This window comes from Lelliottia nimipressuralis (genome assembly GCF_004115925.1).
GTDB classification, from domain to species: domain Bacteria; phylum Pseudomonadota; class Gammaproteobacteria; order Enterobacterales; family Enterobacteriaceae; genus Enterobacter; species Enterobacter nimipressuralis.
The window spans coordinates 168,883-181,149 of the sequence record NZ_SDDX01000001.1; the positions used below are offsets into that span (position 1 = coordinate 168,883).

The window sequence follows — 12,267 nt, forward strand, 5'->3', positions numbered from 1 at the left end:
TTTTAGTGAAGCACGCAGGATAGCTAACACGTGTACGCTGAACAAGTCCGATCAGTTCGGGCTAAACCAGCTTAACCAGCGTAACGGCCATGGATAACGATGACGAGCATCCTGTTGCATCGCCTGAGCGATACGCTCCTGGATAGTTTGCATCAGCGTTGTTTGCACTTCGCCATCCCAGACCTGATTTGTCAGTAAGGGTAGCGCATCCGTGACATCGTCGATGGCCCAGATACTGAATTGCTCTGCATCCACCGCATCCAGTACCGCCTGGCTCAGGCTCAGATGGCGTGCGTTTGGCGCAGGAATAATCACGCCCTGTTTGCCACTCAATCCACGCTGCTGGCAAATAGAGAAGAAGCCTTCGATTTTCTCATTCAGGCCGCCAACCGGCTGAGCGCGACCAAACTGATCGACAGAGCCGGTGATAGCAATGCTCTGGTTAACCGGCACATCCGCAAGCGCACTGATAACAGCACAAAGCTCGGCCATAGACGCGCTGTCGCCGTCCACTTCACTGTAAGACTGCTCAAAGGTCAGTGAGGCGGAGAAGGGCAGCTGTTGCTCAAGCTGAAGCTGTGACATCAGGAAGGCCTGCATAATCATCATGCCTTTAGCATGAATGTTGCCGCCCAGCTCGGCTTTGCGCTCAACGTCAGTAAATTCGCCGTCGCCAATGTGGATGACGCAGCTGATACGTGAAGGCTCGCCAAAGGCACGCGGATGACCAGGGAACTCAATGACCGACAGGGCGTTGATTTGCCCCACACGCTCGCCTTCGGTTTCCACGAGGATCTGTTCCAGCAGGATTTCATCCTGCATACGATCCGCGAGATACCCTTCCCGCCATTCGCGCTGTGCCAGCATCTGGGCGAACTGCTCACCGGTAAAAGTACCCGGCCCGCTAATGACGCCCGTTTCGCGCAGTTGTTTGCTGATCCACAGCGGACAGAGCGGCAGGGTTTCCTGATCGCCCGTATCACGTGCGGCTTCACGAATAAGACCTGTCCAGGCATCTGTGGCAGGGATCGGAAGAGCATAACGTGCCGCGACGGCCAGCACCCATTGGCACCATTGCGTCACGTCGTCTGCATCGGCGATCTGGATGTTATCTTCAAATTCGGTGTAAACGGCCTGATCGGCAAGTTCCGGCTCCATCTCCTGAAAATCCGCCAGAGACTCACGATCGCCTGTCAAAATTACTTTCAGTGACAGGGGCATCGATGGAATAGCGACAGGCAGCGGGCGGGACTCATCATAGGCAATCCAGTCGAAACGCTGATGCGCCACAATGTTCTTCAGACGCATCCACAGCAACGGCTGTGCAAGCAGCGTTCGCAGAGAGATGATCAGGACACCGCCATTGGCTTTGTGCACCAGTCCCGGCTGGATACTGAGCTGACCGTTAAAGTGACGAAGACAGCCAAACAATTGCTCCGCTTCGGCCCACTCGGCGGTAATGACCTCGCCTGTAGCGGCAAAATTATCATCAGCCTGCGTGGCGGGTTCGAAAGTGACATCACTTCCCACGATACGATATTGTCCGCCAAAAACGGTGTCCGTTTCTGGTTGCAATTGACGCACGGCATCGGCCATCAGAGCCAGGTATTCAGCTTCTTCTGGCGCCTTCAGTAACATGAAGGGGGAGGTTGTCCATGGGCTTAACGTCTGCTCAAGCGCGTAATGTAAACGCGGTTGCGTATCGCTAAGGATGAAGTCGTGTTCTTTTGCGAGGTCTGGCTGTGCAAACAGTTCCTGATAGCTCTCAGTATCAGGAACCAGGTCACGCCATGCTAGTTTCGTAATGGTCAAAGTTGATGTTTTTTAGTTAGATGTAAAACGGTGGATTATACCGCAAGCCTTGACCCATTCCCACGTGGTATTAGGGATTTCAGGCGGGGAATGCGCGGTAAGGGGTCACTGGGTATGATTTCTTTTCAGCAGATTGCCAAAAAACTGATATTCTGAACATAGTTACGAGGTAACACTGAGATCGCGATGAAATATCAACAACTGGAAAATCTCGAAAGCGGCTGGAAATGGAAGTATCTGGTCAAAAAGCATCGAGAAGGCGAGCTGATCACCTGCTACATCGAAGCCAGTGCTGCAAAAGAAGCGGTAGATTTATTGCTGACCCTCGAAAATGAGCCCGTGCAGGTCAACGGCTGGATCGAGAAACACATCAATCCTGCTCTGCTAAACCGCATGAAGCAGACCATTCGTGCGCGCCGCAAACGCCATTTCAACGCGGAGCATCAGCACACGCGTAAGAAGTCTATCGACCTGGAGTTTATGGTCTGGCAGCGATTAGCGGGGCTTGCTCAACGGCGCGGGAAAACCTTATCGGAAACGATCGTGCAGCTCATTGAAGATGCGGAGCATAAAGAGAAATACGCGAGCCAGATGTCTACGCTTAAAAATGACCTTCAGGCGATGCTGGGTAAAAAATAGTTTCTCATTTTCTTTAGCCAATAAAAAACCCCGCATAGCGGGGTTTTTTTATAAGACGATAACTTATGCCGCAGGCTGAGTTACAACGTCTTTGATACCTTTAACTTCGATCTCAACGCGACGATCTGGTGCCAGGCAGTCGATCAGTGCAGCGCGAGCTTTCACGTTGTCACAGGTATTGCCAGTCACTGGGTTAGATTCGCCCATACCACGTGGGGAGATCTTGTTAGCTGGGATACCTTTAGATACCAGGTAATCAACTACAGACTGAGCACGTTTCTCTGACAGGTTCTGGTTGTATGCGTCAGAACCGATACGGTCGGTGAAGCCCAGAACAACTACAGAACCATCTTTAGGGTCGAGGTTGCTCAGCTGGGTGTACAGCTGATCCAGTGCCTGCTGACCTTCTGGTTTCAGAGTTGCTTTGTTGAAGTTGAACAGAACGTCAGACTTCAGAGTGAAGTGCTTGGTCTGTACTTCTGGAGCTGGAGCCGGAGCTGGAGCAACGATCGGAGCTGCATCTTCCTGCTGGCCGAAACGGTAGGAAACACCTACGCTCAGCATGCCGTTGTCAGGACGAACGCCAACGGTGTTACCGTCGCCGATGTTGTTAACCCACTGGTATTCCAGACGGGTAGCGATGTCACGGGTCATTGCCCACTCTACACCACCAGCGAATACTGGAGAAACACCAGTGTCGTGGTCGTCGCCAGCAACGCTATTGCTGGAGTCAGCGCGCCATACCATGCCGCCCAGACGAGTATAAACGTCCAGATCGTCAGTCACTGGGTAACCCAGTTTAGCGGTCAGCTGTACGCCTTGAGCTTTGAATGCGCCGTTAACGTTGTCGCCTTTGTATGGCATACGACCTAACCAGTCGTAACCCATTTCAAAGCCAACATACGGGTTAACCTGATAGCCACCAAACGCACCTGCACCGAGCTGGCTTTCGTGAGTTGGGCCATCGTTGTTCAGGGAGCTGTTGTACCAGCCAGTGTCGTGGAACTGAGACCAGCCCAGTTTGCCACCTGCATACCAGGTATTATCTTTCGGAGCGGCCTGCGCTACGGTAGCGAAGCCAGCCAGTGCCACTGCAATCGCGATAGCTGTCTTTTTCATTTTTTGCGCCTCGTTATCATCCAAAAATCGCCATGAAGATCTCGTCGAGAAATCACGGTTAAATCCTTCACCGGGGGGCGAGCTCAAACTAGTAACTCTACCGATATCTTCGGCTTAGACCGAGCACCCCTGGCGATGTAAAGTCTACAACGTAGTTGAAAACTTACAAGTGTGAACTCTGTCAGGCATATGAAAAAAAAAAGTTCCGTATACAAAATATTTAACATTTTTTGCGAGTATTTTATGCAGTAAAATTAACGGAAACCGCGCCAGACAAGCGTTGACGAAGTTTTTAGTCAGGGAACTATTTGCACTTACGACTGTCAAAAAAAGTTCCAGGAATACTCTTAAATTTACTCAATGATACAAATTAGAGTGAATTTTTAGCCCGGACAGGTGTCCTCTGCCGAGAGAATCAAGACGAATTGGGCGCATAATGAACCCGATCGCATCACCTTCTTCAGCAGCTTCAGCCAGACGAAAATGCTCTTCCTCCGTCAATTCCTCTGACAACCAACCGATTACCACACTGTAATTTCCGGTGCGCAAAGCGCGAACCATCGAATCAACCGTATGACATGGCGAAACCAGGCTGCTTTGCATCATTTTGGTGAGCGGCAGGCCCGCCGACTGCACCCATTCGCGGCTCAATTTCTGCTGCGGGGTTAACCACAGCTGCCAGCGTGACTGCTGACCAAGTTGTTGTAAAAGCGGCAATAAAAGCAGTTGCGTCATCAAGGGCTGGTCTTCACGATATACGATTTCACTGATCAAACCGGTAGAAACACGCCCGGAGGTTTTCTGCGCGCCCTTACCCGCGGAAGAAGAAAAAGAGGTTAAGCGATTTGCATAGTCTGAAGTGTGCATAATCATTCCAGCCCTGTAGTTACTGTATGAATATACAGTAACCCCTGTGCGACTAAAGATCAACCTCATTTTCGGAAAGCGTCTCGCAAAATTGGTTCGATATTGGCGTGTCCTGCAAAATAATCTTGCCGAGTGACAATAAGTTTTCTATTTTCCTGCTAACGGATCCGGTAGTAAGAAAAACACATCGTTAATGTTTGATTTATATGGTGAATATCATGAAAAAGATATCTTATGAACGGATCTATAAGTCCCAGGAATACCTCTCTCCGTTGGGTGAAATCCATCATCGTGCCCTTTTCGGCGGTTATACCCTGGCGGTGAATGAAGCCGTGTTTGCGATGGTCTCTGATGGCGAGCTTTACCTGCGAGCCTGTGAACAAAGCGCTCAGTACTGTGTAAAACAGTCCTCTTCATTTTTAACTCTGTTGAAACGGGGCAGGCCTGTACTGCTGAACTATTACCGGGTGGATGACGGGCTATGGCAGGACAGGGAAAGGCTATTGCAACTTTCCAGTTTTGCACTTGAAGCCGCCCGTCAGGAGCGCTCTCTACGGCATCAGAGGCGGCGACTCAAAGATTTGCCCAACCTGACGTTTCAGATTGAAGTGCTTCTCTGCGAAGCTGGCGTCACCAGTGAAACCATGCTGAGGGCGCTAGGGGCAGAGGAGTGCTGGCTGAAAATCAGGGCCAGAAATAAGAACCTGGGGATCAGAGTGTTGTTTGCGCTGGCAGGGGCAATAGAAGGAACGCATGAAGCTGCGCTCCCGACGGTCAGACGCCGGGAGCTAACGGAGTGGTTTAATGCGCTTCCTGTACTGCCGGATAGTCATTCCGATAGGTAGCAATCTGCTGCTGCAACCGGCAGATTTCGGGCAGAAGTGCAATGAGCAGACCGATTTGTTGGAGTATGAGTGGCGCCTTGTTATCCGTACCAGGATCGCAATGCGCAATACGCTGGCTCAGTTCGTCTATGGCACTCTGCACGCGCGGTTCGTCTGCGGGACGATGATGGAGAGCATCGTCAACGTAACATACCGCGTCATCCAACAGTGCGAGGATGTTTGGATCGGTTAGCTGCTCACGATGCGCGCCCAACGTTGAAATGTAACTGGTGAAGGTGTGGTTCAGACACAGCAGACGAAAGGCGACTTCCCGGATTTCTGCGGTAGCACGCGGCTCCGTTGACATGTTTGACACCACCGACGCCAGTTCTGCATCGCGGTTATGGGCATCCCGTCGGGCAATGCGATACGCCAGACGGTTATCGCGGCCCTGATGATATTGCTCAAGGATCGCATCCAGATAGCGACAGTTCGCATTCATGGCGAGATCCAGGGCGCGTGGCAGATTGCGAAAACGCCAGTCCGGCCAGATAAAACTGACAGCGGCCCAGGCAATCGCGCAGCCTATCAACGTATCGATGACGCGTGGCAGGGCGACTTCGAACCCTTCGCCCAGCAGGTTAAAGCACAGCAGCACCAGCAGGGTAATAAACATGGTGGCATGGGCATACTGAACATTACGGAAGGCGAAGAACAGCACGCCCGTAATGACTATCAGGATCAGTTGCCCTTCAACGGAAGGAACAAAGTACAGCACCGGCAGGCCGATTGCGACGCCGACCAGCGTGCCGATCACGCGTAGCGCCAGTCGATGGCGGGTGGCGTTATAGTTCGGCTGGCAAACAAACAGACTGGTGAGCAAAATCCAGTAGCCGTGATGCAGGCCGGTTATCTGGATAAAGGCGTAACCGACGCACAGCACAGCAGACATTCTTACGGCATGGCGGAACAGCGCCGATTCCGGCGTGAAGTTGCGGCTTAACCGCAGCCACATGTCCGCGAAGCCGTGCGGACTGTCATCGGCAAGCTGATTTTCGACCTCGCTACCCGGCGCTGACAGCGCCTGTTCAGACTGAATTGTCGCGAGCTGCGCATCGATGGCGCGTAAATTGCTGAGCAAGAACCCCAGCGCTTTCATCTGTTCTGGCGATGTGCCGCTGGCCTGCACCCGATCGAGCGCCGCATCAAGATGGCTGAACGCACGCTCGAAGCGAGGGTCATGCTGGTAGGGGGTTCGCAGCAGAATCGATCGCGCAAGTTGCTGGCAGGCCTGAGACTGCATCGACAGCATCCGCTGGAAGCGGAACATCACGTCGCTATAGCGAAACTTCTCGCGCAGCGCGGCGTACTGGATATGCGATGAGCTGGCGCGCTCATGTATATCCTGGGCGACGAAGTAGTAATGCAGCGTTTGCCGCGTGCCGCGCTGGCCGCGATCGCCACGAAGACGCGTCAGCAGAGAGGCTTTGGTTTGATTCAGCGTGGTAACCAACTGGCCGTTAGCCAGCGCCAGATCGTAAAGCGGCGCCTGGCTCTCATCTTCAATGTCGGGATCGAAGAGCCTGGATTTCAGTTCCAGGTAGTGCGCCAGCTGCTCGTAGCTGCGGGCGAGATTATCCTGCAAGGGGCGAATCGGAAAGATAAGGTGCCCGGTTAAGGTCAGCAGGTTATACCAGATTGCGCCTACCAACAGCAGCAGGGGCTGCTGATACCACTGGTCGTAAAGGGAAACGCCCAGCATGGTATAGATCGCAATCAGCAACGCGCCAAAGGCAATGGTGGCGTAGCGTTGCCCCAGCCCGCCCAGCAAAATAAAACCGCTGGTCGAGATCATCAGCCCAAGGGCAAACAGCCAGGGCCACGGGAAAAGTAGTTCTACAGACGCGGAGGCGATGAAAAAGCAGATCAGCGTAATCACCAGGTTACGCAGCCGCCCGGCCAGACGGTCGTCCAGATCGGCCAGTGCTCCGGCTACCACGCCCAGAGTGAGTGGGATCGTGAGTTTAATCTCACCCAGCCACCACGGCACGGCAGCCGCACCGCAAAGCGCGATAAAAATCCTGACGTTATAGAGCCAGGCACTGTTCCATGTGTATCTGCGAAGCAAAGGGCTTAGCATAAAGGCGGCGTATCCTTATTTACTGAAAACGACGACGGGCATTGGCTTCGCGTGCGGCCCGGGCGACTTCCACGGGAACCACGCGGCGACCGACGGGCCAGAGCGCAATCGCGGCAATCTTGAAGTTGGCGATACCGACCGGGATACCAATAATCGTAATACACTGGGTAATCCCGACCGCGATGTGCATCAGGCACAACCACCAGCCAAAGAAGATCAGCCATAAAATATTAAGCAGCGTGCCGCCCGTATTCATCAGCACACTTTTGCTGTCCGGGTTGAGTTCATCAACGTGAACCGCTTCATTTCCGTAGGGCACCAGGGAGAGTTTGGTGATCTCCCAGCACGAACGCGTCAGGGGAAGCGTGAAGATCAGCACGATGCTGACCAGAGTGGCGAAAAGCCAGGAAAGAGTGGTGGCAAAACCGCCAAGGACAAAATTCAAAATATTCAGAACGGTACGCATAAACCCTCACTTCCTTTCGATATGATTAAAGCCTGATGATTGTAACGTTTTTTTAGGCTGGAGCACCTGAAAACTGGCGGTTAAACTAATGAGCAAACTATCACTTCGTGGATCAGGCTGGACATGGAACTAAAAGCAACATCATTAGGCAAGCGCCTGGCGCAACATCCGTACGACAAGGTTGTCCTTCTTAACGCCGGGGTGAAAGTTTCCGGCGAACGCCACGAATATCTTATTCCATTCAATCAGTTGCTGGCCATTCACTGCAAGCGCGGCCTGGTGTGGGGCGAGCTGGAGTTCGTCCTGCCTGCCGATAAAGTCGTGCGTCTGCACGGTACGGAATGGGCTGAAACTCAGCGCTTTCATCATCATCTGAATACCCTCTGGCAGCAGTGGAGCACAGAGATGAGTCAGGTGGCCGAGCAGGTATTGCAGCAGGTTTTGGCGGATATCGCTCAGAGTCAGGAGCAAAAAAAATGGCTGACCCGCGCCCAGACGGCGGGGATGCAGCAGCGCATTCAGCAGGCGCTGACCGCGCTGCCACTGCCTGTTTCTCGTCTTGATGAGTTTGAAAATTGCCGCGAACCGTGGCGCAAATGCAAAGCATGGCTGACGGATATCGATCGAAGCCGACTGGCGCACAACCAGGCCTGGACGGATGAGATGCTGACCCAGCACGCTGGGTTTTTCAAAAATATCGAATCGTCGCCGCTGAATCCGGCTCAGGCGCGTGCGGTGGTGAACGGAGAACACTCGCTGTTGGTACTTGCGGGCGCGGGCAGCGGTAAGACCTCTGTGCTGGTGGCGCGAGCCGGATGGTTGCTCGCACGGGGTGAAGCAACGGCAGATCAGATTTTGCTCCTGGCCTTTGGCCGCAAGGCGGCGCAGGAGATGGATGAGCGCATTCAGGAACGTTTGCACACGCGTGATATCAGCGCGCGAACCTTCCATGCGCTGGCACTGCATATTATTCAGCAGGGCAGCAAAAAAGTGCCGGTTATCAGTCAGCTGGAAAACGACACCCAGGCCAGGCTGTCGCTGTTTGTCACCACCTGGCAACAGCAATGCAGTGAGAAAAAGGCGCAAGCAAAAGGGTGGCGGCAGTGGCTGGAAGAAGAGTTGAACTGGACTGTGCCGGAAGGCAGCTTCTGGCAGGATGAGAAACTGGCGCGCCGTCTCGGTTCGCGCCTCGATCGCTGGGTGAGCCTGATGCGCATGCACGGCGGCTCGCAAGCGGAGATGATTGAGAATGCGCCAGAAGAGGTGCGGGCGCTGTTTTCCAAACGTGTCAAACTGCTGGCTCCGCTTCTCAAAGCCTGGAAATCAGCGCTGAAAGAAGAGAATGCTGTGGATTTCTCGGGTCTGATTCATCAGGCGATTATCATCCTCGAAAAAGGGCGTTTCGTGAGTCCGTGGAAGCATATTCTGGTGGACGAGTTTCAGGATATCTCCCCGCAGCGTGCGGCGCTGCTGGCGGCGCTGCGCGCGCAAAACAAACACACCTCACTCTTCGCGGTGGGCGATGACTGGCAGGCAATTTACCGCTTTAGCGGCGCACAGCTGTCGCTGACCACGGCGTTCCACCACTATTTTGGCGAGGGTGACCGCAGCGATCTCGATACCACGTACCGTTTTAACTCGCGCATCGGCGAAATCGCCAACCGCTTTATTCAGCAGAACCCCCATCAGCTGGTGAAACCGCTGAACAGTCTCTCCGCCGGGGATAAAAAAGCGGTGACGCTGTTGCCCCAGGATCAGCTGGAACCCTTGCTGGATAAGATGAGTGGGTATGTCAAAGCCGAGGAACGGATTTTGGTGCTGGCGCGTTATCACCATCTGAAACCGGCGATCCTCGAGAAAGCCGCCACGCGCTGGCCTAAGCTCACGCTCGATTTCATGACCATCCATGCCAGCAAAGGGCAACAGGCAGATTACGTGATTGTACTTGGGCTGCAGGAGGGGAGTGACGGCTTCCCGGCACCGGCTCGGGAATCGGTGATGGAACAGGCGCTGTTGCCTGTGGTAGAGGATTTCCCGGATGCAGAAGAGCGACGTCTTCTGTATGTGGCCATCACCCGCGCACGGCATCGCGTCTGGCTGCTGTTTAACAAAGACGAACCCTCACGCTTCGTGGAGATTCTGAAGAATATCGATGTGCCGGTGGCGAAGAAGCCTTAAGGGTAAAAGCCGGGACAGGCGGAGCCGCCGCCCGGCAAACACTTACTTCAAGCGCTCAGCCAGATAGCGCGGATAATCCGGAATCAGGATCTCAATCGGCGCGTTGAACTGCGGTGACTCAATGATAAAGTCCGCCGTAGAGAGGTTAGTGGCGACCGGGATATTCCAGACGGTGGCCAGGCGCAGCAAGGCCTTCACATCCGGATCGTGCGGCACCGCGTTCAGCGGGTCCCAGAAGAAAATCAGCACATCAATTTTCCCTTCCGAAATCTGCGCGCCCACCTGCTGGTCGCCGCCCATGGGGCCGCTCAGCATGGCGTTCACGTTTAATCCGGTTTCACGTTGGATCAGATTACCGGTGGTGCCCGTTGCCGAAAGGGTGTGCTTTTCAAGCAACGCCTGGTGGCGCTGAACCCAGTTCAGCAGCATTTTTTTGCAGTGATCGTGCGCGACCAGAGCAATGTGTTTGCGCTCTGGCAGGGTACGTGTCGTCAGTTCCATAATCTCTTTCCGTCAGGTTCAGGTTAACTGGCTACACGATGACGGGAACCGCCTGAGGCTGCAAGAGAAAGGGCAAAAAAATGCGGCTTAAGACGAAGGTTGTTGCTTTGCCCACTGTAAAAATCGCGTGCGGGTGTCGGGATCGGCCTGCTGGAACCAGAATTTGAGGCGCTGCTCGGTAAGCGTCTGCGACTGCGGTGGAATAACGTCCAGCTCCGAAACGCCGGACAGCAGCGTGCTGTCATCCGCCATCATGGTTGCAAATTTCGGCAGTGACGCCGTTTTACCCGCTTTGTTATAGCGCTCCGTATCCGCTTCGTAATCCAGCCCCTTCGGCGTTTTGGTGAGGGCGAGAATATCCAGTTTCACCGGAATGGGCATCGCATCGCCGTCGAGCAATTCCAGTTTCGGTGCGGCCTCAAAAGCATCGGACTCTTTTTCCGTTTCCAGCCGCGGTAGATTAAAATTAACCTGACTGATCTTCTGCGTGTTGAAGCTCACCACCAGCGGCGGGGAGATATAGAGACGTTGTTCGTGATTGGAGAGGCGAATGTTTTTTTCGACGCGAAAGACGATCTGGTGCGGCCCGTTATCCAGCTCAATGCTGTCGGCACCGCGCAGGAGCGAGCTGGACACTTTTTTACCGTCCAGCACCAGCAGATCGATGTCGGTAGATAATCGCAGCGTCGTGGCATATACGCAGACCGGCATCAATAATGCAATCACAGCAGAGGCAATGCCGGTCTTCATAGGATGCTCCTGTCGAAAATTCTTTCGTCGTAATAATGTATCTAAATTTTTCGATAAACACGTTTACTAACATATAGACATATTCCCGGGTTTTGCCCTCATACAGATGTATGGGATGAATGGTTGCCTGATGTGCTTTGACGTACACTTAAAAAAAAGCCAGGAGAAACATTATGAAAGAGAACGATATTGTCGGCATTCTGACCTCAACCCATACCATCGCGCTGGTGGGCGCCAGTGATAAACCCGATCGCCCGAGCTATCGGGTGATGAAATATCTTCTCGACCAGGGCTATCACGTCATCCCCGTTTCACCGAAGGTCGCGGGTAAAACTCTGCTGGGGCAGCAGGGGTACGCCACCCTTGCGGATGTGCCTGAAAAGGTGGATATGGTGGATGTGTTTCGTAACTCCGAGGCGGCCTGGGGTGTGGCGCAAGAGGCGATTGCCATAGGCGCGAAAACCTTGTGGATGCAGCTGGGCGTAATTAACGAACAGGCGGCCGTGCTGGCGCGTGATGCGGGATTAAACGTGGTGATGGATCGCTGCCCGGCGATTGATATTCCGCGTCTGGGTCTGGCGAAGTAATAAAAAAAGCCCGAGCGATTCGGGCTTTTTTCAGGTTAGTTCCGCAGGCGCGGGGCCTGGAGCTGTTTGCGGATGGTCTGGGCCAGTTCATCCATTGAAGGCTGCTCCGGATGTTCCTTTTGCAGCTCACTGCTTAACTGCGCTTCGGCGAGATAAGTGTGAACCGGCTGGCCATCGTCGTCTTCCATAACCACATGGTACCAGGGCGCGGCGCGAAGCTCGGCGTTTACCGCCAGCTCATCCGCTGACGGTTCATCAAGGGAGTATTCCGGGTCAATATCCACCACCACACCCAGATACCCTAACAGGGAGTGGCGCACCTGCTGGCCGATACCGTATTTGCTGGCAATCATAGTCACCTCCCGGGAAATGTTACTTACATCC

General features: G+C 53.8%; 12 protein-coding genes. 4 read left to right on the top strand and 8 right to left on the bottom strand.

What is annotated here, in order from left to right:
- Positions 1-51: 51 nt before the first annotated feature.
- Entirely contained in the window at positions 52-1,812 is a 1,761-nt protein-coding gene (locus ETG88_RS00710; RefSeq protein ID WP_129034348.1) for an AAA family ATPase, read from the bottom strand.
- A gap of 186 nt (positions 1,813-1,998) precedes the next feature.
- Between ETG88_RS00710 and matP the strand changes: the two genes are divergently transcribed.
- Entirely contained in the window at positions 1,999-2,451 is a 453-nt protein-coding gene (gene matP, locus ETG88_RS00715; protein ID WP_100780685.1) for a macrodomain Ter protein MatP, read from the top strand.
- A 63-nt stretch (positions 2,452-2,514) separates the two neighbouring features.
- Here matP and ompA read toward each other — a convergent pair whose 3' ends face one another.
- Together ompA and sulA are read right to left on the bottom strand one after the other, a co-directional pair.
- Positions 2,515-3,570 carry a porin OmpA gene (gene ompA / locus ETG88_RS00720; protein ID WP_123429141.1) on the bottom strand — a complete coding sequence of 352 codons (1,056 nt, stop codon included), beginning with the start codon at positions 3,568-3,570 and terminating at the stop codon, positions 2,515-2,517.
- A 357-nt stretch (positions 3,571-3,927) separates the two neighbouring features.
- Positions 3,928-4,437: an SOS-induced cell division inhibitor SulA gene (gene sulA / locus ETG88_RS00730; RefSeq protein ID WP_129034349.1), complete on the bottom strand. Its 510-nt coding sequence runs from the start codon at positions 4,435-4,437 to the stop codon at positions 3,928-3,930.
- A gap of 218 nt (positions 4,438-4,655) precedes the next feature.
- On the opposite strand from sulA, the gene ETG88_RS00735 reads away from it, so the two are divergent.
- On the top strand, positions 4,656-5,282 hold the full coding sequence (locus ETG88_RS00735) for a TfoX/Sxy family DNA transformation protein (RefSeq protein WP_100780904.1): 627 nt from the start codon (positions 4,656-4,658) through the stop codon (positions 5,280-5,282).
- Here ETG88_RS00735 and yccS read toward each other — a convergent pair.
- Both yccS and ETG88_RS00745 read right to left on the bottom strand, forming a co-directional pair.
- A complete protein-coding gene (gene yccS, locus ETG88_RS00740; protein ID WP_129034350.1) occupies positions 5,239-7,401 on the bottom strand; it encodes a YccS family putative transporter in 2,163 nt (720 codons plus the stop codon). The two genes, ETG88_RS00735 and yccS, sit on opposite strands and share 44 nt — an antisense overlap.
- 19 nt (positions 7,402-7,420) lie before the next feature.
- Positions 7,421-7,867 carry a YccF domain-containing protein gene (locus ETG88_RS00745; RefSeq protein ID WP_107703917.1) on the bottom strand — a complete coding sequence of 149 codons (447 nt, stop codon included), beginning with the start codon at positions 7,865-7,867 and terminating at the stop codon, positions 7,421-7,423.
- A gap of 123 nt (positions 7,868-7,990) precedes the next feature.
- On the opposite strand from ETG88_RS00745, the gene helD reads away from it, so the two are divergent.
- Complete coding sequence (gene helD, locus ETG88_RS00750) at positions 7,991-10,045, top strand: DNA helicase IV (RefSeq protein ID WP_129034351.1); 2,055 nt, start codon at positions 7,991-7,993, stop codon at positions 10,043-10,045.
- Positions 10,046-10,087: 42 nt separating this feature from the next.
- Here helD and mgsA read toward each other — a convergent pair whose 3' ends face one another.
- Positions 10,088-10,546: a methylglyoxal synthase gene (gene mgsA, locus ETG88_RS00755; protein WP_100780679.1), complete on the bottom strand. Its 459-nt coding sequence runs from the start codon at positions 10,544-10,546 to the stop codon at positions 10,088-10,090.
- 87 nt (positions 10,547-10,633) lie between these two features.
- Positions 10,634-11,296 (bottom strand): curli synthesis inhibitor, encoded by a 663-nt coding sequence (gene csgI, locus ETG88_RS00760; RefSeq protein ID WP_100780678.1) that lies wholly within the window; start codon positions 11,294-11,296, stop codon positions 10,634-10,636.
- A gap of 173 nt (positions 11,297-11,469) precedes the next feature.
- Here csgI and ETG88_RS00765 point away from each other — a divergent pair, with 173 nt between their 5' ends.
- Complete coding sequence (locus tag ETG88_RS00765; protein WP_100780677.1) at positions 11,470-11,883, top strand: CoA-binding protein; 414 nt, start codon at positions 11,470-11,472, stop codon at positions 11,881-11,883.
- A gap of 35 nt (positions 11,884-11,918) precedes the next feature.
- Here ETG88_RS00765 and hspQ read toward each other — a convergent pair whose 3' ends face one another.
- A complete protein-coding gene (gene hspQ, locus ETG88_RS00770; RefSeq protein ID WP_100780676.1) occupies positions 11,919-12,236 on the bottom strand; it encodes a heat shock protein HspQ in 318 nt (105 codons plus the stop codon).
- Positions 12,237-12,267 lie beyond the last annotated feature (31 nt).

What these genes read in the sequence shown, in the direction of transcription:
- ETG88_RS00735 (WP_100780904.1), top strand. Translation starts at nt 4,656, where the DNA reads ATGAAAAAGATATCTTATGAACGGATCTATAAGTCCCAGGAATACCTC.
- ETG88_RS00765 (WP_100780677.1), top strand. Translation starts at nt 11,470, where the DNA reads ATGAAAGAGAACGATATTGTCGGCATTCTGACCTCAACCCATACCATC.
- ompA (WP_123429141.1), bottom strand. Translation starts at nt 3,570, where the DNA reads ATGAAAAAGACAGCTATCGCGATTGCAGTGGCACTGGCTGGCTTCGCT.
- csgI (WP_100780678.1), bottom strand. Translation starts at nt 11,296, where the DNA reads ATGAAGACCGGCATTGCCTCTGCTGTGATTGCATTATTGATGCCGGTC.
- matP (WP_100780685.1), top strand. Translation starts at nt 1,999, where the DNA reads ATGAAATATCAACAACTGGAAAATCTCGAAAGCGGCTGGAAATGGAAG.
- yccS (WP_129034350.1), bottom strand. Translation starts at nt 7,401, where the DNA reads ATGCTAAGCCCTTTGCTTCGCAGATACACATGGAACAGTGCCTGGCTC.
- ETG88_RS00745 (WP_107703917.1), bottom strand. Translation starts at nt 7,867, where the DNA reads ATGCGTACCGTTCTGAATATTTTGAATTTTGTCCTTGGCGGTTTTGCC.
- helD (WP_129034351.1), top strand. Translation starts at nt 7,991, where the DNA reads ATGGAACTAAAAGCAACATCATTAGGCAAGCGCCTGGCGCAACATCCG.
- mgsA (WP_100780679.1), bottom strand. Translation starts at nt 10,546, where the DNA reads ATGGAACTGACGACACGTACCCTGCCAGAGCGCAAACACATTGCTCTG.
- sulA (WP_129034349.1), bottom strand. Translation starts at nt 4,437, where the DNA reads ATGCACACTTCAGACTATGCAAATCGCTTAACCTCTTTTTCTTCTTCC.
- hspQ (WP_100780676.1), bottom strand. Translation starts at nt 12,236, where the DNA reads ATGATTGCCAGCAAATACGGTATCGGCCAGCAGGTGCGCCACTCCCTG.